The organism is Salidesulfovibrio brasiliensis JCM 12178, from assembly GCF_001311825.1.
GTDB classification, from domain to species: domain Bacteria; phylum Desulfobacterota; class Desulfovibrionia; order Desulfovibrionales; family Desulfovibrionaceae; genus Pseudodesulfovibrio; species Pseudodesulfovibrio brasiliensis.
Genome location: NZ_BBCB01000020.1, coordinates 22,502 through 41,536, shown reverse-complemented (window position 1 = coordinate 41,536; position 19,035 = coordinate 22,502). Strand labels below are relative to the sequence as shown.

20 protein-coding genes, 1 other RNA gene and 1 pseudogene are annotated in these 19,035 nt (G+C 60.1%); 9 read left to right on the top strand and 13 right to left on the bottom strand.

Going from position 1 to position 19,035, the window contains the following annotated elements; all coding sequences use genetic code 11:
* The 6 genes from JCM12178_RS07405 to JCM12178_RS07385 form a co-directional block, all read left to right on the top strand.
* A partial coding sequence (locus JCM12178_RS07405; RefSeq protein WP_054650117.1) for a molybdopterin-containing oxidoreductase family protein occupies positions 1 to 2,072 on the top strand: 2,072 nt, incomplete at its 5' end.
* Positions 2,072 to 2,584 carry a 4Fe-4S dicluster domain-containing protein gene (locus JCM12178_RS07400; protein WP_369404473.1) on the top strand — a complete coding sequence of 171 codons (513 nt, stop codon included), beginning with the start codon at positions 2,072 to 2,074 and terminating at the stop codon, positions 2,582 to 2,584. The genes JCM12178_RS07405 and JCM12178_RS07400, both read left to right, overlap by 1 nt.
* Positions 2,578 to 2,814, top strand: coding sequence for a hypothetical protein (locus tag JCM12178_RS20750; RefSeq protein WP_369404472.1), 237 nt, complete (start codon positions 2,578 to 2,580; stop codon positions 2,812 to 2,814). Before JCM12178_RS07400 ends, JCM12178_RS20750 begins: the two co-directional genes overlap by 7 nt.
* The gene (locus JCM12178_RS07395) at positions 2,807 to 3,532 is read left to right on the top strand and encodes a formate dehydrogenase subunit gamma (protein ID WP_054650115.1); all 726 of its coding nucleotides are present in this window, start codon (positions 2,807 to 2,809) and stop codon (positions 3,530 to 3,532) included. Before JCM12178_RS20750 ends, JCM12178_RS07395 begins: the two co-directional genes overlap by 8 nt.
* Before the next feature lie 72 nt (positions 3,533 to 3,604).
* Positions 3,605 to 4,705 carry a rhodanese-like domain-containing protein gene (locus JCM12178_RS07390; RefSeq protein ID WP_054650113.1) on the top strand — a complete coding sequence of 367 codons (1,101 nt, stop codon included), beginning with the start codon at positions 3,605 to 3,607 and terminating at the stop codon, positions 4,703 to 4,705.
* Between the two features lie 53 nt (positions 4,706 to 4,758).
* On the top strand, positions 4,759 to 5,724 hold the full coding sequence (locus JCM12178_RS07385) for a rhodanese-like domain-containing protein (protein ID WP_054650111.1): 966 nt from the start codon (positions 4,759 to 4,761) through the stop codon (positions 5,722 to 5,724).
* Here JCM12178_RS07385 and JCM12178_RS07380 read toward each other — a convergent pair.
* Positions 5,721 to 6,161, bottom strand: a complete 441-nt coding sequence (locus JCM12178_RS07380; RefSeq protein WP_054650109.1) for a TorD/DmsD family molecular chaperone — start codon at positions 6,159 to 6,161, stop codon at positions 5,721 to 5,723. The two genes, JCM12178_RS07385 and JCM12178_RS07380, sit on opposite strands and share 4 nt — an antisense overlap.
* Positions 6,162 to 6,418: 257 nt before the next feature.
* On the opposite strand from JCM12178_RS07380, the gene JCM12178_RS07370 reads away from it, so the two are divergent.
* From JCM12178_RS07370 to JCM12178_RS07360, 3 genes are all read left to right on the top strand, one after another.
* On the top strand, positions 6,419 to 6,733 hold the full coding sequence (locus JCM12178_RS07370; protein WP_054650105.1) for a metal-sensitive transcriptional regulator: 315 nt from the start codon (positions 6,419 to 6,421) through the stop codon (positions 6,731 to 6,733).
* A gap of 9 nt (positions 6,734 to 6,742) precedes the next feature.
* Positions 6,743 to 6,994 carry an EF-hand domain-containing protein gene (locus JCM12178_RS07365; RefSeq protein WP_054650103.1) on the top strand — a complete coding sequence of 84 codons (252 nt, stop codon included), beginning with the start codon at positions 6,743 to 6,745 and terminating at the stop codon, positions 6,992 to 6,994.
* 139 nt (positions 6,995 to 7,133) lie between these two features.
* Positions 7,134 to 9,092: an OPT family oligopeptide transporter gene (locus JCM12178_RS07360; protein WP_054650101.1), complete on the top strand. Its 1,959-nt coding sequence runs from the start codon at positions 7,134 to 7,136 to the stop codon at positions 9,090 to 9,092.
* A gap of 155 nt (positions 9,093 to 9,247) precedes the next feature.
* Here JCM12178_RS07360 and JCM12178_RS07355 read toward each other — a convergent pair whose 3' ends face one another.
* From JCM12178_RS07355 to glmU, 12 genes and pseudogenes are all read right to left on the bottom strand, one after another.
* The gene (locus JCM12178_RS07355; RefSeq protein ID WP_054650099.1) at positions 9,248 to 9,643 is read right to left on the bottom strand and encodes a CBS domain-containing protein; all 396 of its coding nucleotides are present in this window, start codon (positions 9,641 to 9,643) and stop codon (positions 9,248 to 9,250) included.
* 21 nt (positions 9,644 to 9,664) lie between these two features.
* Positions 9,665 to 10,012, bottom strand: a complete 348-nt coding sequence (locus JCM12178_RS07350; protein ID WP_054650097.1) for a P-II family nitrogen regulator — start codon at positions 10,010 to 10,012, stop codon at positions 9,665 to 9,667.
* A 3-nt stretch (positions 10,013 to 10,015) separates the two neighbouring features.
* Positions 10,016 to 10,792: a DUF1538 domain-containing protein gene (locus JCM12178_RS07345; RefSeq protein ID WP_054650096.1), complete on the bottom strand. Its 777-nt coding sequence runs from the start codon at positions 10,790 to 10,792 to the stop codon at positions 10,016 to 10,018.
* A 9-nt stretch (positions 10,793 to 10,801) separates the two neighbouring features.
* Positions 10,802 to 11,575 carry a DUF1538 domain-containing protein gene (locus JCM12178_RS07340; protein ID WP_083465799.1) on the bottom strand — a complete coding sequence of 258 codons (774 nt, stop codon included), beginning with the start codon at positions 11,573 to 11,575 and terminating at the stop codon, positions 10,802 to 10,804.
* A gap of 387 nt (positions 11,576 to 11,962) precedes the next feature.
* Positions 11,963 to 13,243 (bottom strand): tyrosine--tRNA ligase, encoded by a 1,281-nt coding sequence (tyrS, locus tag JCM12178_RS07335; RefSeq protein ID WP_054650094.1) that lies wholly within the window; start codon positions 13,241 to 13,243, stop codon positions 11,963 to 11,965.
* A gap of 10 nt (positions 13,244 to 13,253) precedes the next feature.
* Complete coding sequence (locus JCM12178_RS07330) at positions 13,254 to 14,036, bottom strand: TIGR00282 family metallophosphoesterase (protein ID WP_054650092.1); 783 nt, start codon at positions 14,034 to 14,036, stop codon at positions 13,254 to 13,256.
* Between the two features lie 105 nt (positions 14,037 to 14,141).
* Positions 14,142 to 15,005, bottom strand: a complete 864-nt coding sequence (locus JCM12178_RS07325) for a CheR family methyltransferase (RefSeq protein ID WP_369404471.1) — start codon at positions 15,003 to 15,005, stop codon at positions 14,142 to 14,144.
* A gap of 148 nt (positions 15,006 to 15,153) precedes the next feature.
* A complete protein-coding gene (gene rny / locus JCM12178_RS07320) occupies positions 15,154 to 16,710 on the bottom strand; it encodes a ribonuclease Y (RefSeq protein ID WP_054650090.1) in 1,557 nt (518 codons plus the stop codon).
* Positions 16,711 to 16,904: 194 nt separating this feature from the next.
* A non-coding RNA gene (gene ssrS / locus JCM12178_RS17705) (6S RNA) lies at positions 16,905 to 17,086 on the bottom strand.
* A gap of 26 nt (positions 17,087 to 17,112) precedes the next feature.
* Entirely contained in the window at positions 17,113 to 17,385 is a 273-nt protein-coding gene (locus JCM12178_RS07315; RefSeq protein WP_054650088.1) for a cell division protein ZapA, read from the bottom strand.
* Between the two features lie 13 nt (positions 17,386 to 17,398).
* The gene (locus JCM12178_RS18655; protein WP_172677087.1) at positions 17,399 to 17,575 is read right to left on the bottom strand and encodes a hypothetical protein; all 177 of its coding nucleotides are present in this window, start codon (positions 17,573 to 17,575) and stop codon (positions 17,399 to 17,401) included.
* A gap of 31 nt (positions 17,576 to 17,606) precedes the next feature.
* Positions 17,607 to 18,982: pseudogene (glmU, locus tag JCM12178_RS07310) on the bottom strand (bifunctional UDP-N-acetylglucosamine diphosphorylase/glucosamine-1-phosphate N-acetyltransferase GlmU).
* Positions 18,983 to 19,035 lie beyond the last annotated feature (53 nt).

Sequence of the window (19,035 nt, the reverse complement as noted above, 5' to 3'; positions counted from 1 at the left end):
CCACGCCCGCGCCCAACTGGCAGTCGCACTTCTCGGCCTGCGACATGTGTTTCAACAAGTGCGGACTGATCGCGCGCGTGGAAGACGGCGTGGTCACGAAGCTCGACCCCAACCCCAAGTTCCTCAAGTCCAGAGGAATGCTCTGCGCTCGCGGCAACGCGGGCGTGGCCCAGCTCTACGATCCGGACCGGCTCAAGTACCCCCTCATCCGCAAGGGCGAGCGCGGCGAAGGCAAGTGGCAGCGCATCCCATGGGACGAGGCCATCGACCTGCTGGCGGAGAAGATGAGTGAAATCAGGAAGAAGTATACCCCTTGCGGGTACCTCTTCAGCGCAGGGTCCGACCTGCAGAGCCAGTTCGTCAGCCGCTTTGCCGAAGTGTACGGCTCATACAACGTCACCTCCCACGAGTCGCTGTGCCTCCTGAGCGGCAACCGCGCCTTCCTCGATACCTTCGGGGAAGTCCCCTTTGCCGACGTTCTCAACTCCAAGTACGTGATCATGGCCGGGGCCAACCGCTTCGAGGCGCTGGTAACACCCGACTCCATGGACATGATGACCGCCATGCAAAACGGCTGCAAGCTCGTGGTCCTCGACCCGCGCTTCACCAAGACCGCCGCGCTGGCCCACGAATGGCACCCCATCCGGCCCGGCACGGATATGGCCTTCATGCTGGCGGTGATGCACGTCATCATCAACGAAAAGCTTTACGACCCGCAGTGGATCGCGGAAAAGACCCACGGTATCGACGAGCTGGCCGCGCACGTGCAGCAGTACACCCCGCAGTACGCCGCCGATGAATGCGGCATCCCCCGCGAAGACATCGTGCGCATCGCCCGGGAACTGGCCGAGGCCGCCCCGGCCTCCATGGTCTACCCCGGACGCCGCAGCTCGGACTACAAGGACTCCACCCAGATTCGGCGCAGCTTTGCGCTGGTCAACGGTCTGCTCGGCAACTGGGACACCCCCGGCGGCCTGCTCGCCGCCCGGCAGGTGGGCCTCAAGGGCGTGCCCTACTTCGCCCCGTGGTACGACGAGAACCCCGAGGACCGCGTGGACGCCCACGCCGTTCCCGGCCTCTTCGAGCACGAAGGCTCCTTTGTCATCACCCGCGACAAGGTGCTCAAGGGCGAACCGTATCCGGTCAAGGGCTGGTTCGTGTACAAGACCAACCCCATGACCACCGCGCCCAACCGGGCCAAGACCATCGAGATGGCCAAGACCATGGACTTCATGGCCGTGGTGGACATCGCCATGAGCGACACCGCATGGCTGGCCGACCTCGTGCTGCCCGCGCCCAGCTATCTGGAACGCACCGATCCGTGCGCCGGATTGCAGGGCTCCGTGGCCTGCGCCTGCGTGGTCAAGCGCGACCCCGTGGTCAAGCCCCTCTACGAAACAAGACCCGTGTTCGACGTGCTCAAGTCCGTGGCGAACAAGCTGGAGCTCGGCGAGCACTTCGACTTCACCATGGAAGAATATCGCGAGAAGCAGCTTCGCGAGCTGCCGGACGCCATGGCCGCGCTGGACCGCGACGGGGTCTACTACAACCCCAGCAAGGTCTACGGCATTTACGACGGCAAGATCTACAAGACCAGCAGCCACAAGGTCGACCTTCACAACGGACGCTACGAACAGATGGGCCTTGATCCCATGCCGGTCTATGCCCCGCCGAAGAAGGCACCCAAGAACGCCTTCCGCATGGTCATCGGCCGAAGCGCCGTTTACACGCAGGGTTCTTCCGGCAACAACGCGCTGCTGCACGAACTGACGCCCACCAACACGCTCTGGATCAATCCGGACGCGGCCGCCCGCCTTGGCATAGCCGACGGCGAAATGGTGGAAGTGTCCAGCTCCGTGGGACGCGGCGAGCTCAAGGCCCGCGTAACCCATGAAATTCGAGAAGACACGGTGTACATGCTCAGCGGCTTCGGAACCCTCTCCACGTCGCTCTCGCTCACGCACGACAACGGCGCGAGCATCAACAACCTGCTGGAGGACGACTATGACGAAGTCTCCGGCAACGCCGCCATGCACACCACCTTCGTGACCGTAACAAGGAAGGTGAGCTGATGGCCAAGCGACTCGCAATGGTGATCGACGCCTCCAAGTGCATCGACTGCAAGGGATGCATGGTGTCCTGCAAGGTGGCCAACGGTGTGCCGCAGGACAAGTGGCGCAACTGGATCAAGCCCACCGAACCGGAATTCGGCCCCGGCAGGCGGCCCTCGGTGCGTTTCCAGCCTGGCGGCTGCATGCACTGTGAAAAGCCGACCTGCGTTTCGGCCTGCCCCACCGGGGCGACCTACAAGGACGCCGACACCGGGGAGGTGGTCATCGACGCCGCCCTGTGCATCGGCTGCGGCAACTGCATCCCGGCCTGCCCGTACGATGCGCGCTACCGCAACCCCGAGACCAAGAAGGCCGACAAGTGCAACTACTGTCCGGAACGCCGCGCCGCCGGGCTGCTGCCCGCCTGCGTGGACACCTGTCCCACCAAGCGCGGGTGTTCGGCGACCTCAACGACCCGGACTCCGAAGCGTCCAAGGTCTACAAGGCCAACAAGGACCGTGTTCAGGTGGTGATCAATGAAAAGACCGACACCAAGCCGAACATGTACTACATCGGCTCGCCCGGCAACACCCGGTGGACACGCCCCGCCGTGGTGCCCGCCAGCATGACGGCCATGAAGGAGGCCGCGCCGCTGGTCAAGGGCCTCGTGGGCCTCACCGGCCTCGGCGTGCTGGCCATGCTCGGCCGCCAGCTCTTTGCCGGAAGCACGGACAAGCACGAAGAGGAGGACCGTCATGGCTAGACAGTTCAAGCGCCACGACCGCTCTGACATATTCATTCACTGGTTCAACGCCGCCTGCTGGCTGCTCCTGCTGGTCACCGGCATCGGGCTCATCAGCAACCCGGCCATCGACCCGTTCGGCTCGGGCTACCCCGCAGCCCTGCGCGCCATGGTCGGCGGCGGCGGAAATCTGCTGGTCATCCACGAGGTCATCGGCTTCGTCTGGATGCTCGGCTTCATCTGGTATCTGGCCGTCAACGCGCGGGGAAGCCTCTTCTTCCTCAAGGAGATATTCATCGTCTCCCCAACGCGGGACATGGCCTGGATGATGAAGAAGATGGTGCTCATGACCCTCGGCCCCAAGCCGCTGAAGATGATGGGCGTCAGCCCCGAGCTGCCCCCGCAGGGCTTCTACAACATGGGCCAGAAGGCCTTTGCGCAGGCCAGCGTTGCGGGCGGCGTGGTCATCGCCGTCACCGGCGTGATCATGTTCCTGTCCGACAAGACCTTCGGTCAGGAGGCCGTTGGCATTGTCAGCTGGGCCGTGACCCTGCACTTCATCGCCGTGGGCGTCGTGTTCGCGGGACTGTTGGTGCACATCTACATGGCAGCCATCAGCCCCGAGGAACGCCCCGGGTTCCGCTCCATGTTCACGGGCCACGTGCCCGAAGACTACGCCAGGCACCATCACGGGCTTTGGTACGAAAAGGTCAAGACCGCTCCCAAAAGCGAGGGGTAGCGGCAGGAATACCATTCGGGCGGCCGAATGTGGCCGGTCGCCCGACAACACTTTGAGAGGAAGGGATTTATCATGTTGAAGAAGTTCTCGTATGCGCTGGTCATGCTCATGGCCCTCGCGCTGGTGTCCGGCTGTACCGCAGCCAAGAACACCACGGCGGACGCAAAGACGTTCAAGGAATACACGGACATCGTTGACTACGATTTCGTGGCAAAGTACGCGAAGATGCCCCAGCCGGAAGGCGCGATGATCATCGACTCGCGTCCCTACAAGCCCAAGTACGTGGCCGGATTCATTCCCACGGCCAAGAGCATCCCCACGTCCCAGTTCGACAAGATGGTCGGCGAGCTGCCCGAAGACAAGGACACCCTCCTGATCTTCTACTGCGGCGGCTTCCACTGCCCGCTTTCCCACAAGGCCGCCTACAAGGCTGAAGAGCTCGGGTACACCAACGTCAAGGTCTACGCCGCAGGCTTCCCCGACTGGAAGAAGAACGCGGATTACTACTCCATCGGCGTCGAATCCGTGAAGGCCATGATGGAAAAGGGCGAGCCGTACATGCTCATCGACGCCCGTCCGCACATGAAGTTCCTCAAGGGCGCCATCCCCTCGTCCGTGAACTACCCGGACTCCCAATTCGACAAGTTCAAGGGCGTGCTGCCCGCGGACAAGAGCACCAAGCTCATCTACTACTGCGGCGGCTTCCACTGCCCGCTCTCCCACAAGTCCGCCATCAAGGCCAAGGCGCTGGGCTATGAAAACGTCCTGACCGCCGAAGCCGGGTACCCCGGCTGGAAGGAACTTTACGGCGCTGGCGGCGCGGTGGAGGTCTCCGGCGGTGCCATGGAAGGCTCCATCGAGACCGAGCAGTTCCTGACCATCCTGAAGAACAACCCCGAAAGCATCACCATCGTTGACGTGCGCACCCCGGAAGAATACGCCGCGGGCCACTTCCCCACCGCCATCAACATCCCGGTGGACGAGCTTGAGAAGAAGGCTGCCGACCTGCCCACGGACAAGCCCATCGTCTTCTCCTGCGCCTCGGGCGCACGGGCTGGCGAGGCGTTCTACATGTTCATGGACGCACGGCCCGACGTGAAGGACGTCTACTACCTTGAAGCGACCAACCACTTTGAAAAGGACAACTCCTACGAAGTGAAGGCCAACAAGTAACCACGACCACGGGGCCGGGCCATGGCCCGGCCCCGTATCGTTTCGGAGGTCCCATGCCCGTTCGCGCCCTCCTCGCCCTGCTCACCGTACTGCTGACGGTTTCCGTTGCGGCACACGCCGCAGACTGGCCCGAACAGATTCGGCACGAGGCCGAGGTAGGCGGCTACCGGCTCGTGGACACTCCGGAGCTGAACCGGATGATGGCCGCCGACAAAAGCCTGCTCATCCTCGACGTCAGGCCCGACTACGAATACCGCGACGGACACATTCCCGGAGCCGTGAACGTGGAGTTCGACCTTGGCGACGAGCACGGCGCGGCCCCGGTGAAGCTGGACCGCATCCGGCGGCTGGCCGGAGCCGACACATCCCGTCCCATCGTCATCTACTGCCGCAGCCTGCAATGCCTGAGGAGCGCCATCGCCGCCCGCTCCGTTGCCGCCATGGGCTACGACAACGTGCTCCGCTACGCAAAGGGATGGTTTGGCTGGCTGGACACCCACCCCGAACTGAAACCCAAGTCGCGCGCGGAACTCGGCCCCGGCGACCCGTTCCCCAGCTTCCCCATCACACCGCTCAACCCGGAGCTTCGCGAATACCTCGGCCTCGGGGAAGGGAAAAAGAGCATCCTGCAGGCCATCGGTTCGGAATTTCTGCTGGTCCAGATTTTCAATTCGGAATGCCCGGCCTGCGTCAAGGGGCTTGAGACGGTCAAGCAGTACTGGAACAGGGTGCAGAACGACCCGGTCATGGCCGAGCGGCTGCGTTTTGTGGGCATTGCCTCCCACGACTGCCCCACGGACGCCGAGGCCTTTGCAAAACGCCACAGCATCCCCTTCCCGGTGTTCACGGATCCCAACGGCTCGCTGCACGAACAGACGGGATACAGCTCCCTGCCGGTGACGTTCCTGCTGCGCAAGTCGGCAAAGGGCCGTTGGCAGGTGGTGATGGTCAAGGACGGACTGGGCGGCGCGAGCCGGTTCTACCGGGACATGCGCTCCAGCGTGAAGACGGATTTCTAGATCTTTGAAACAGCCGCGAGCACGGCGTTCAGAAGCGTTGCGCTTTTGTGGAAGAAACCACCGGGCGCGTGTTCGGCAATGGCAGACTCCACCGAGGCACACCACGGCAGCATGACCTCGCCCGCAAACAAGGCAGCCTCTTGAAGCGCTGCGGCGTCGGCCCCGTCCCAGCCACGGGCCAGAAGCATGTAGAGATATTCGATCTCAAGCGGCAGATGGTCCGGCGGCTCGCTTCCGGCAGGCTCCACCCCGGCGAGGCGGAACCGTTCGGCCATGGCCCTCGCCTCTGGCCCCATGACCTGCCGGGACGCACCGACGTGACAGGACTCGTAAAGCGGAACGGGCACACCGCCTTGGGCGGTAACGAACAGCCGCACATGCTGAACCGAGAGATCGTCACAAAAAGATTCGTGATCTTCCGGAAGCATGGCTTGCATACCCGTAAGGGTTCCAGTATGCTGCGGGCCGCCTCGGGACAGCCCGCCACGAGCGAGGGTATCCCCTGCGAGAGCATTCCGGCGCAGGTCCCGGCATCCGGGCCCCTGAAAACGGCGGCCAGCAGCTCGAGGCAACGAAGCAGAAAGACCTTTTCACCTTCCGTATTCCAACTGTTCTGCATCATGCTCCTCCAGTTGGGGAAGGTACGATATTTCCACCCGGGAAACAACGGCATTCACCATTCGGAGGAACAGGCATGACCACTGAGCAAGCCCGAGCACGGCGAGACGAAGAACAGGAAAAAATCAAGAAGAACGTGCTCTCCCGCATGAAGCGCATCGAAGGGCAGGTGCGCGGTATCCAGCGCATGATCGAGGAAGGCAAGGAATGCAAGGACATCCTCGTGCAGGTCCGGGCCGTGCGCTCCGCCCTGCAGTCCGCCACCGGGCAGATTCTTCGCCGATACGTCATCAAATGCCACGCCGAGGCCCTGCAGGACGGCGACGAAAACGCCCAGTACGAGGCGCTCGAAAAGGCCATCAACGTCATGACCAGTTTCATCGACGGCTAGGAGGATTCAATGAGAACACTGATTCTGTCAATCTCGCTGATGCTTTTTGCCGCACCGGCCTGGGCAACCATCTTTGACCGCTGCTTCTATTCCATGGACGCAAACGGCGACGACACGGTGACGAGCGCCGAACTGGAAAAAGCCTACCCCGGAAAGAGCGAAGAAATTCTGGAAAAAGCCGACACAGACAAGGGCGGCGATCTTTCCCATGACGAATGGGAAAATTACAAGGCAGGACTGGGGATTGTGGAAGATCATTGATCCGCGTACCAGCCATTTCTGCGGCCTGTGGCCCGTAACGAACGCGCGTCAAAACAATCCACCCGTTGCCTTGACGCGCGTTTCCCTGTATTTCTCATGAGAATATGCCCCTATAGCGAACAGTAACGCCGGGAACCTCATGCACGACGATCGCGAATTACAGGAATATAGAGACCTGATGAAACCGCCGGAGCGGTTTGAGGAAGGCTTCGACTGGAAAACCGTTGTCGGCGCCATCTTCATCGGCTTCCTCATGATGCCCGGCTCCATGTACCTGCAACTGGTCATCGGGCAGGGCATCGGCCCGGCCGCCCGCTGGGTGACCATCATCCTGTTCGCGGAAATCGCCAAGCGCTCCTACTCGCACCTCAAGCAGCAGGAAGTCTTCCTGCTCTACTACATGGCGGGCGCGGCGCTGGCCTCGCCGTTTCAGGGGCTGCTCTGGAACCAGTACCTCATACAATCGGACGCCGCGCGGATGCTCGGCCTCACCGAGTTCATCCCCAGCTGGATCGCGCCCGGCCCCGGCTCGGACTCGTTCCTTGAACGAACCTTCCTGCACCGTGACTGGCTCGTGCCGATCCTCCTGCTCGTGGGCGCGCAACTCGTGCAGCGCATCGACCACTTCGGCCTCGGCTACAGCCTGTACCGCGTCACCTCGGACGTGGAAAAGCTGCCCTTCCCCATGGCCCCCGTGGGCGCGCTCGGCACCATGGCGCTGGCTGAATCCACCGAGGACCGCAAGACCGGCTGGAAGTGGCGGGTCTTCTCCATAGGCGGGGTCATAGGCCTCGTCTTCGGCTTCTTCTATGTCCTCCTGCCTGCCATATCAGGCCTCGTCTTCGAGCAACCCATCCGGCTCATCCCCATACCGTGGATCGAGCTGACCCAGTACACGGAAGGGGCACTCCCGGCCGTTGCCACCGGCATGCAGTTCGACCTCGGGCTGGTCTTCATCGGCATGGTCCTGCCCTTCTGGGCAGTCATCGGCGGGCTCGGCGGCCTTATCATCACCGTCATCGCCAACCCGGTGCTCTACGAACACGGCATCCTGCACCGCTGGCACCCCGGAATGGCCACCGTGGAAACCGTCTTTGCCAACAATTTCGACTTCTACATGAGTTTCGGCATCGGCCTCGGGCTGGCCATCGCCGCCATCGGCATCTACTACGTGATCAAGTCCCTCAAACAGGCCGGGGGCGGAGAGCTCGACTTCTCCATCCTGTTCAAGAAGCACAAGGAACGAGGGGACATCAACTTCTGGGTCTCCATCGCCATTTACGTCTTCTCCACACTGGCCTACATCGGCATGTGCCTGCTGCTGGTGCCGAGCTTCCCGTGGATTTTCTTCGTGCTTTACGGATTCGTATACACACCCGTTATTTCATACATTACAGCCCGAATGGAAGGCATCGCAGGCCAGTTCGTCAGCCTGCCAATGGTGCGCGAATTCAGCTTCATCGCCGGAGCCAAGTTCTTCGGATACAACGGCATAGAGATCTGGTACGCGCCCATCCCCATCCACAACTACGGGGAAGCCACCGTCCAGTTCCGGCAGATCGAACTCACCGGCACCAGCCTGCGCGGCGTCATCAAGGCAGAAATGGTCGTCTTCCCAGTGGTCATGATCGCCTCCCTGCTCTTCTCGCAATTCCTCTGGCAGCTGGCCCCCATCCCGTCACCGCAGTACCCCTTTGCGCAGGAACTCTGGCACCTGCAGGCTCTGAACACCCTGCTGATGCAGACCTCCACCCTTGAAGGCAACTCCCTCTTCTTCGAGGCCTTGAGCCTGCCCATCCTGCTCTCGGGACTCGGCATCGGGGTGGTGCTGTACGGAACGCTCAACATGCTCGGCCTGCCGGTGCTGCTCGTCTACGGACTTGTGCGCGGCCTCGGCCAATCCACGCCACACGGCATCCTGCTCGAAGTGGCAGGCGCACTCCTCGGGCGCTACTATTTTCTTAAGAAATACGGCCAACAATGGCGGCACTACGCCCCGGTGCTCCTCGCGGGCTTTTCCTGCGGCATGGGGCTGGCCGGGATGGCCGCCATGGGCTTTACCCTCATCCTCAAGTCCCTCGGCCGACTGGCCTACTGACCCTCCTGACTTCATTACCATCAACAAGGCCCCTGACATCGAACGATGTCAGGGGCCTTGTTGATGGAGTATACAGCTGCCTCATCCATGATTTCCGAGCCGCAGCAATCTTACGCAAGACTGCGGAGCAACCCGGAACCGGGAAACGAACAGCCCTAAAGCAGATTGTTGTCCAGAACCAGCGAGGAGAGCGTCACTACGCCCACGACCTCGCCCATGTCCTCTACGGGAGCGCTGCGAATCTTGGTCCGGTTCATCAGGCGGACCGCGTACCGGATGTCCATATTCGCCGGAACCGTGATGATCGGCTTGGTCATGATCTCATAGACGCTGACCTCTTCACCTTCCAGACCGGGAACGATCACCTGTTTCACCAGGTCAGTCACCGTGATCATCCCCCAGGCATCGTCGTCATGACGCCGGGTGACCAGCAACTCGGAAACCCGCGCCTCGCGCATCATCTGAGCCGCTTTCGTCACCGAAGCCATTCCGTCGATGCTCAGGATTTCCTTTTTCATCACATCACGCACACGCACAATGGACCCAGACATAGCCCCTCCAAAAATTATTTATTACAGATACTTGTCTCGAATTTCATCTTTAAACTTCTCAATCTGGCTCTCCATGCCTATCACATGCTCAACCGGCAGAACCAGCGCAATACCCGTGCCCGGTTTCTTGAACTCCCCGGCCTCGCCAATGGCTTTGAGCACCGTCTTCACCAGATGCTCCTCAAGCAGGAACATGACGATATCGGTTTGATCCTCAAGGGTGAGCCCGAAGAAGGTCTTTGCCTCACGCATACCCGTTCCGCGCCCGGAAATGATCGTGGCCCCGGTTGCTCCGGCAGCCTTTGCAGCATCGACAATCGGGTCGGTCTTGTTGGTTTTGACCGTGGCAAAAATCAGCTTAAACTTCATTGGCTATTCCTTTTTGACCTTTGTTTTGCGATGGGTAATCCACTGAGTAACTTGCGCGTATCCCATGACGGCTATGATGGGGAACAGGCTTGCAAAGGCGATCAGACCGAAGCCGTCAAGCGCCGGATTGCTCCCGGGAACGGCCTCGGAAAGCCCCAGCCCTAAGGCCGCCACCAGCGGCACAGTGACGGTCGAGGTCGTGACCCCGCCGGAGTCGTAAGCAAGGGCGATGATCTTCCTTGGCGCAAAAATCGTCTGAATCACGACGACAATATAGCCGCAAAGAATGTACAAGTACAATGGAGTACCTGTCACGATGCGGAACGTGCCGAGGGAGATGCCCACCGCAACGCCCAGCGCCACGGTAATGCGAAGCCCCCACTGGCTGATGCCGCCACCGGAAACTTCCTTGGCCTTGATGGCCACCGCCAGCAGCGAAGGTTCGGCAATGGTGGTGGAAAACCCGATCATGGCCGCAAAAAGATAAATCCAGCCGTACGCGGTCCAGCTTGAGGCCGCTTCAATGCCACCGGCAAGGAACTCCGGCGCCGAGAGCTGCGTGGCCATCATCTTGCCGAGCGGGAACAGCGCCTTCTCCAGTCCGAGCAGGAAGAGCGACAGCCCTATGACCACATACAGACCACCCACCAGCAACCGCTTGGGATGCGGGACCGGCTGCCGCAGCACAAACAGCTGAAACCCGACCAGCAAGGCGACGATCGGAAGCACATCACGACAGGTGGAGATGAATGATTGCGAAAATTCAACAAGAAAAACCATGGCTCTCCCCTACTGAACCCCGAATATGACGAGGCCGTACCCTATAACCGCGATCATCGGCAGCAACGAGGCAAAGGCAATAAGCCCGAAACCGTCGATCAGCGGGTCGCGCCCCTTGATTATCGATGCAAGCCCCACACCCAGCGCAGCCACCAGCGGCACAGTCACCGTGGAGGTCGTCACCCCACCGGCGTCATACGCGATGCCGACGATCTCATCCGGCGCGAAGATGGTCATGACCATGACCAGCACATAGCCGCCGATGATCATATAATGCACCGGCCACCCTTTCAGAATTCGCAATACGCCAAGCAGAATGGACACCCCAACGGACACGGCCACTGAAAGCCGCAACCCCATGGCATAGCTGCTCATTGCCCCTTCACCGGGACTGAGCAACCCGCCCTGCGAGGCAACGTCAGCGGCCTCATCCGCCACGGCAATCAATGCAGGCTCCGCCACGGTGGTGGAAAAACCAAGCGCAAAGGAAAACGTCAGCAGCCAAAACAGGCTTCCTTTTCGAGCCAGCGCATGGGCCATCTCTTCACCGATTGGGAAAAGCCCCATCTCCAATCCCTGAATAAACAGGGCCAGCCCGGCAACGACAAGGACAGAACCTTCAAGCACACCAAGGATATCAGGCAGCGGCTGGCGAAGCACCACCCCCTGAAAAAAGGCAATTACCAATATGATCGGCAACAAGTCCTTGAAAGAAGAGAAGAACTGCTTCCCCGCCAATCTCAGAATGGTCTTTATGCGCCTTGCAGCGGAACTCGTTTCCATTGTGCCTTCCGGTGGTCCTTAATGAGAGCCGTCACTGGGTGATAGAATCCAAACTACCCTATTGCTTACCCAACAGGCGCGCTTAGTTCAATTAAAACCGGTCAAAAGTTCCCAGAACCAGAAATGGCACAGCCTCCGGCGGCCCTCCGGGGGCTTAAACCCTTTTCCAAAAGGGTTTAAGAATCCCAAAACGTCTTGGCTTGCCTTCGGCGGGATTGTCCGGTCACATCAGACTTTCACTCCTTGTCGACGCCTTCAAGTCAGGGATTGCAAAGGGGATTATCCCCTTTGCCGGGTGCAGGGCAGCGCCCTGCCCGCCGGAGGCACAATAAAAGGCCCCGCCGAAATCCGGCGGGGCCTTTTATTATTGTTTGGTATCAATCCCGGCTAGCTTCGGATGACCATGCCGTAGTTCTTTTTGCCTTTGCGGACGATCATGAGGTCGCCGCCGAGGAAGTCGGTGTCCCCGACTTCGTGGTCTTCGGCTGCGCGTTCTCCGTTGATGTAGACGCCGCCGGCCTTGAGTGCTTTGCGGGCCTCGCCTTTGGACTTGGTCAGGCCGAGGTCCGTGAGAATCTGGGGGATATCCGGAACATCGCCGGGTGCGTAGGCGCGCTGGGGTGCGGACTCGAGTGCGCTTCGCAGGGTGGCGGGGTCCACTTCCTTGAGGTTGCCTTTGCCGAAGAGTGCGGCGGTGGCAGCCTGAACGCGTTCGAGTTCGCGCTTGCCGTGAATCATGGTGGTCGCTTCTTCGGCGAGACGACGCTGTGCTTCGCGCAGGTGCGGTGCTTCCTCAAGGGACTTTTCCAGTTCGGCGATCTCTTCCTGTGTAAGGAAGGTGAAGTACTTGAGGAACTTGATGACGTCGCGATCATCGGTGTTCACCCAGAACTGGTAGAAGGCGTAGGGGGAGGTAATCTCCGGGTTGAGGTAGATCGCACCCTTTTCGCTCTTGCCGAATTTCTTGCCGGAGGCGGTGGTGATGAGCGGGAAGGTCAGGGCGTAGCCTTCTGCGGGCTCGTTGCTGGCCGCGGTTTTGCGGCGGATGAGTTCACAACCCGCGGTGATGTTGCCCCACTGATCCCCGCCACCGAGCTGAAGCTGACAGCCTTTGGTCTTGTAGAGGTGGTAGAAGTCGTTACCCTGCAGAATCATGTAGGAGAACTCGGTGTAGGAGATGCCGACCTCGTCACGCGAGAGGCGGCCTTTGACCGATTCCTTCTGCATCATCCAGTTGATGGTGAAGAATTTGCCCACATCGCGCAGCAGGTCGATGGCGCTCATGGTCTTGGTCCATTCGTAGTTGTTGACCACCTCGGGCCGCTCGCCGCAGACGCGTTCGAAGAAGCGGCGGACCTGATTGACGATCTTCGCGGTGCGCTCCTCGATGTCTTCTGCGGTTTGCAGTTCGCGTTCCTTGTCCTTGCCGCTGGGGTCGCCGATGAAGCCGGTGGCGCCGCCCATGAGGACGATGGGATTATGTCCGGCGCGCTTGAGGCGGGCCAGACTGAGCAGAGGCACGAGGTTACCGACATGCAGGCTTTCGGCGGTGGGGTCGAAGCCGCAATACATGGCCTTGCCCGCTTCGGAGAGATACTGCCGTACCTTCTCTTCGTCAGAGACCTGATTGATCAGCCCGCGCCACTTGAATTCGTCGAAAATGTTCATGTGTTCCTCTTTATTGTCGTATTTCCTTGCTCCAGACGGAGGCGCTTGTCGCCTTTCCGGAGCTTTGATCTATCGTAAACAGTGCCCCTTGCAGGATCACAGGACCGCCTGCCGGGACAAAGCGCTGGGGCAGCCCGCTGGTGAACCGGGTGATGACCGGTCCCGGCTCCATGCCGAGGCAGGAGTTCCAGGGGCCGCAGAGGCCGAGATCGGTTATGTACCCGGTCCCTTCGGGAAGCACTCTCGCATCGGCGGTCTGCACGTGGGTGTGCGTCCCGGCCAGTGCCGCGAGTTTGCCGTCGAGATGCCATGCAAGGGCCTGCTTTTCGCCGGTTGCCTCGGCATGGAAGTCGCAAACCGCGACCACGTCTTCTGGAAGCGCTTCAAGCTCGCGTTCCGCAGCCTTGAAGGGGCAGTCCACTGGATGCATGAAGGTTCGGCCTTGCAGGTTCATGACCGCCACGCGCGGCAGCCCTTCCTTTTCTATGTATGTCAATCCTTTACCCGGCGCCTCGGCCGGATAGTTGGCGGGACGGACGATACGGGAATCCTTGCGCAGCAGGGCGTGCATGTCCCGGAATTTCCAGATGTGGTTTCCGGTGGTGATGACGTCGACGCCTGCGTTCAGGAGTTCGCGGGCGTTCTTGGCGGAGAGGCCGATGCCGCCCGAGGCGTTCTCGCCATTGGCGATGACGAAGTCCGCTCCGGTCTCTTCGCGCACCTCTTTCAGGCAGCCAGTTACGGCACGGCGTCCCGGTCGCCCGACTATGTCACCAAGCATCAGTATCTTCATGATTCTCACTCATCTTCGCCCGCGCGAAAGGCTTCCCATCGAAGCCGATTTTCCGTTCGGATGCAAGAAAAGAATTACGATTGATGCGAGGCGGCGTGCGCGGGCTCAGGGCAGCCGCTTGAACACGGTGGGAGCCATCTGCTTGATGGGCAACCGCATGCCGGAGAGGCTCTCGGAGTGACCGATGAACAGGTAGCCGTCGGTGCGGATGAAGTTGCAGAACTTGTCGAAGAGCACTTCCTGCGTGGGGCGGTCGAAGTAGATGACCACGTTGCGGCAGAAGATGATGTCCATCTTCTGGTCCATGCGGAAGTCGTCCATGAAATTGATCTGCTTGAAGGAGACCCTGTCGCGCACCTTTTTGTCGATCTTCATCAGTGGCTTTTTGGGGTCCTTGCTCTTGAGCAGGTACTTCTTCTTGTACTGCTGGGGAATCTCATCGGCCTTCTCCAAGGGATAGACCGCGTTTCTGGCCCGCTGGAGAATCTGGAAGGAGATGTCCGTGGCGGTGATGGAGAACTTGAAACCGTTGTGCTTCTCGGCAAAGTCGGAGAGGACCATCCCGAGGGTGTAGGGCTCCTCGCCGCTGGAGCACCCCGCGCTCCAGATACGGATTTCCCGCGATGAGCCGATGGTACGCCAAAACTCCGGCAGGACCTTGTTGGTCAGGATGTCGAAGTGTTTTGGTTCCCGGAAAAAGTGGGTGGTGTTGGTGGTGACCACGTCCACCATGTGCTGCCGTTCTGCCTCGCGGCCCGCATCGCTGAAGACGTAGTCGCAGTATTCCTTGTAGGTGGACATGCCAAGAGCCCGCAGCCGCTTCTGAAAGCGCGATTGCAGCAGAACCTTTTTGGTGGGCGGCATCTTGATGCCGAGCTCGCGCTGGATCATGTCGCTGAAACGCCGGAACTCGGCGTCTCCCATCTCCGCACGCACCAGATTCATGTTTTTCGACATGTTCTCACTCACTGGACGACTCGCCTGAACAGGGTTCGGATCACAGAGAACAACATGGACAGCCTGACCACAGTTTGTGGAATATCGAATGCGGGGGCAAGTATAATCTGCCGAATGGGCTAAAAAAAGGGCCGATCGTAATGACCGGCCCTTGGGACTGTTATTTGGCGTAACCAACCGCTCGTTTTTCGCGGATGACCGTGACGCGTATCTGACCGGGGTAGGTCATGTTCGTCTCGATCTTTCCGGCGATGTCCTTACAGAGCAGGTAGGTCTGTTCGTCGCCGACCTTTTCGGAGTCGACCATCACGCGAATCTCACGACCCGCCTGAATTGCGTAGGCTTTGCTGACGCCGCTGAAACCGGTGGCGAGGCCTTCCAGCTCTTCAAGACGCTTCACGTAGTTTTCGAGAAGCTCCTTGCGGGCTCCGGGACGTGCGCCGGAGAGGCTGTCCGCAGCCTGCACGAGGTTGGCGAGAATGCTCTGGGGCGGGGTGTCCTCGTGGTGCGCGGCAATGGCATGCACGATGCCCTTGTGTTCGCCGTGCTTCTTGGCGAGGTCCGCGCCGATGATGGCGTGCGGGCCTTCGATCTCGTGGTCCACGGCCTTGCCGATATCGTGGAGCAGGCCGGCGCGCTTGGCTTCCTTCTCGTCAAGGCCCAGCTCGGCAGCCATGATGCCACAGAGGAAGGCCACTTCCATGCTGTGCTGCAGCACGTTCTGGGAGAAGCTGGTGCGGTAGTGGAGCTGGCCGAGCAGCTTGACCACTTCGGGGTGGATGCCGTGGACGCCCACGTCGAAAGTGGCCTGTTCGCCGATCTCGCGCAGCTTGACGTCCATTTCCTTTTCCACTTTCTGCACGATGTCTTCGATGCGTGCGGGGTGGATGCGGCCGTCATGAATGAGGCGCTCGAGCGCCTGACGGGCCACTTCGCGCCGCAACGGGCTGAACGCGGAGAGCACCACGGTTTCCGGGGTGTCGTCAATGATCAGGTCAACGCCGGTGGCGGCTTCAAGGGCGCGGATGTTGCGACCCTCGCGGCCAATGATGCGGCCCTTCATGTCTTCGCTGGGCAGGGTCACGGCTGTGACTGTCTGTTCCCCGGCGTAATCGCCGGAATACCGCTGCAGGGCAAGGGAAAGAATTTCCTTGGCTTTCTTGGAAGAGGTTTCCTTGGCTTCCATCTCGATGGTGCGCACCATCTTGGCTGCCTCGTGGCGAGTGCGGGACTCGATCTCGGTCATCAGTTTTTCGCGGGCTTCCTCGACGGTCAGGCCCGAGATTTCCTGAAGCTTGTGCTCGTGTTCGTTGGCCTTCTGATCAAGCTCCTCCTCGAACTCGGTCAGACGCTGCTCCTGCTTGAAGAGCCGCTTTTCCAGTTCCACGACCTCGGATTCCTTGTCCGCGACCTTTTCGAGCTTGCGCTCGAGACGCTCTTCCTTCTCCTGAAGGCGCGCCTCCTGCCGCTTGACTTCCTTTTCCTGATTCTTGATCTCGTCTTCGAGTTCCTTTTTCTGCGCAAATATCTCGTCCTGCGCCTGAACCCGGACTTCCTTCTTCAGGGCGTCGGCTTCGCGCCGCGCCTCTTCAACGATGCGGTCCGCAAGGGTTCTCGCATCGCCGACTTCTTTTTCGGATATGTATCTATGGAGAAAATATCCGGACGCGAGACCTGCTCCGATCCCGCCTCCGAAAATAAGAAATTCCGCCAGCATGGTACTGACTCCTTCAGTTTATGTTGACAGGCTGTAGGCGGCCTGTTGGCGCCATGAACGGCAGCATCAGCCAGAACGCGTGCGCGTTCCTGCCGGACCTGCAAGCTGTCTGGGGAAGGACTGAAGGTAGGTGCGCCTAAGGCGCATATCTCGATATATCTGGACCCTGTCGGCCTTTTACCGACTGGGGTTCAAGTCACCCCGGGAGGGCCGTGTTGCCGTGTGTTTTGAACCTGGTTTCCCAGGTGGGCTCGGTTCGCACCCCATTAGGCTTCCCGTCCTGCGGGCCTGCACACCGGTGTGCTGGAACAACTCGCCCTTTTTGATAGTATTGGTTCAAAAAACGCTCGGGCAATCACGTGCACCCCAGGGAAATACTTAACAAAGCTCTCGGTTCTTCCTCTAATCGGCCTGAACCGATTCAGCTCCCATTTCGAGTAGTTCAGTTATCTTCTTTTCCAACTGAGCCTGCCGTTCCTGCAATACAAGATAATCATCGGCAAGGCTCAAGGCCAGAAAGGTGAGCAACTTTTCTTTGCTTATGTCGCTCCCGCTCTTGCTAAGGTCCGCAAACCGCTCCTCCACCAATGCCTGTGCAGCCTCGATTCTCTCGGCATCGGCATCGGTCCGGAACGATATTTCAAGACCAACCAGGGATAGACTGTAGCGCGGCATGGCCGACACTCCGTCACTCGATCTCGCCCTGAATTCTGTCTATCAGAGCCTCGATTCGCGTTCGTGCTTCTTCCCGGTTGGCCCGCTCGGTTGCGAGCTCCTGCTTCAGGCGCTCGTTCTCGCTCTTCAATTCATTGATTTTATTGATGAGCTGCTCAAAGCGCTCCTCAAGTCGAGTGACCAGTTCCATAGCCCTTGTCTACCCTTTGCTCTTTATGAAATCAAGACTTCTTCAGTCGGCGACGCAGATTGGTCTGCTTGCCGCGCGCAATGGCCGTCTCGCCGTCCGGGACATCCTTGGTGATGGTGGACCCCGCGCCGATCAATGCATCCCGACCGATGGTGCAGGGCGCGACGATAGCGGTGTTGCTGCCGATGAACGCGCCCTCGCCAATGCTGGTCACGAACTTGTTCTTCCCATCGTAATTGCAGGTGATCGTCCCTGCGCCGATGTTACACCCTCCGCCAACTTCGGCGTCGCGAGATACGTAAGGTGATTGGCCTTGGCACCCTCGCCGAGAACGGCCTTCTTCACTTCCACAAAGTTGCCCACCCGAGCCTGCCGGTGCAACTTCGCGCCGGGCCGAAGCCGGGCAAACGGTCCCACGATGCAGTCGGGGCCGACGTCGGCCTGTTCGATATGACTGTACTCGCGCAAAGTGGCTCCACTGCGAAACACCGAGTCGATGACGGTCGTATACGAACCGAGCACGCAGCCCTTTTCTACAACGCTCTTGCCGTAAATCTCGCAATGGCCGTAAATTTCCGCTCCCGGTTCCACCTTCACATCAGGACCGATGATGACTGTTTCCGGGTTGTGGATAAGCACACCGCCTTCCAAAAGCGTATTGACGATCGCCCGCCGAAGGGTCTGCTCGGCGTGCACCAGCTCCAGCGGGGAGTTGATGCCCATGAGGTTGGTGTCATTGCCGCACTGGACGCCCTGCACTTTCAGGCCGCCGCCTACGCCGAGGCCGATGAGGTCGGTAATGTAGTACTCACCGCCCATGTTGTCGTTGCGGAGCTGGTCAAGGAGCGGCGCAACCGTATCAAGCCGAAAGAGATAGATGCCCGCATTAACCTCGCCGGTGACTGGACCATGGATGGAGAAGTCGTAGTCCTTGGCCTCGACGATGGACATGACCTTTCCGTCTTCGTTGCGCACCACGCGACCGAAGGAAGCCGGGTCATTCGGCGTGATGGTCATGAAGGCAATGTCGAAATCCCCTGCGGCAGCAGCAAGGTTGCCGAGGGACTCGGGCGTAACGAGCGGCGTGTCTCCATTGATGACCGCGCAGTATTCGCAGCCCGACTTGACGGCGGCATCCCATGCCATCTGCAGGGCATGCCCGGTCCCGAGCTGCTCCTCCTGAAGAACGAATCCGCCAGTGCGGTCAGGGAAGGCGTCACGAACCTGATCGGCTCCGAAGCCGACCACGGTCAGGGGCGCGGCACCGAACACGGCATCGAGCGCGTCATACACATAGGCGAGCATGGGGCGGCGCAGCACGGCCTGCAGGACCTTCGGCTTGTCCGAGTGCATGCGGGTGCCCTTGCCTGCGGCCAGAATGACGGGGACTATATTATCGACGGTCATGAATATCCTCCGATGATTTCGAAAAAGCTTTCATCAAATACCTTCTCATCAGG

Coding starts and splice junctions, on each gene's coding strand:
- JCM12178_RS07315 (WP_054650088.1), bottom strand. CDS start 17,385: ATGCCGCGCTACAGTCTATCCCTGGTTGGTCTTGAAATATCGTTCCGG.
- JCM12178_RS07380 (WP_054650109.1), bottom strand. CDS start 6,161: ATGCAAGCCATGCTTCCGGAAGATCACGAATCTTTTTGTGACGATCTC.
- rny (WP_054650090.1), bottom strand. CDS start 16,710: ATGCTGGCGGAATTTCTTATTTTCGGAGGCGGGATCGGAGCAGGTCTC.
- JCM12178_RS18655 (WP_172677087.1), bottom strand. CDS start 17,575: ATGGAACTGGTCACTCGACTTGAGGAGCGCTTTGAGCAGCTCATCAAT.
- JCM12178_RS07360 (WP_054650101.1), top strand. CDS start 7,134: ATGCACGACGATCGCGAATTACAGGAATATAGAGACCTGATGAAACCG.
- JCM12178_RS07385 (WP_054650111.1), top strand. CDS start 4,759: ATGCCCGTTCGCGCCCTCCTCGCCCTGCTCACCGTACTGCTGACGGTT.
- JCM12178_RS07395 (WP_054650115.1), top strand. CDS start 2,807: ATGGCTAGACAGTTCAAGCGCCACGACCGCTCTGACATATTCATTCAC.
- tyrS (WP_054650094.1), bottom strand. CDS start 13,243: ATGAACATTTTCGACGAATTCAAGTGGCGCGGGCTGATCAATCAGGTC.
- JCM12178_RS07330 (WP_054650092.1), bottom strand. CDS start 14,036: ATGAAGATACTGATGCTTGGTGACATAGTCGGGCGACCGGGACGCCGT.
- JCM12178_RS07400 (WP_369404473.1), top strand. CDS start 2,072: ATGGCCAAGCGACTCGCAATGGTGATCGACGCCTCCAAGTGCATCGAC.
- JCM12178_RS07390 (WP_054650113.1), top strand. CDS start 3,605: ATGTTGAAGAAGTTCTCGTATGCGCTGGTCATGCTCATGGCCCTCGCG.
- JCM12178_RS07345 (WP_054650096.1), bottom strand. CDS start 10,792: ATGGTTTTTCTTGTTGAATTTTCGCAATCATTCATCTCCACCTGTCGT.
- JCM12178_RS07355 (WP_054650099.1), bottom strand. CDS start 9,643: ATGTCTGGGTCCATTGTGCGTGTGCGTGATGTGATGAAAAAGGAAATC.
- JCM12178_RS07350 (WP_054650097.1), bottom strand. CDS start 10,012: ATGAAGTTTAAGCTGATTTTTGCCACGGTCAAAACCAACAAGACCGAC.
- JCM12178_RS07370 (WP_054650105.1), top strand. CDS start 6,419: ATGACCACTGAGCAAGCCCGAGCACGGCGAGACGAAGAACAGGAAAAA.
- JCM12178_RS07340 (WP_083465799.1), bottom strand. CDS start 11,575: ATGGAAACGAGTTCCGCTGCAAGGCGCATAAAGACCATTCTGAGATTG.
- JCM12178_RS07365 (WP_054650103.1), top strand. CDS start 6,743: ATGAGAACACTGATTCTGTCAATCTCGCTGATGCTTTTTGCCGCACCG.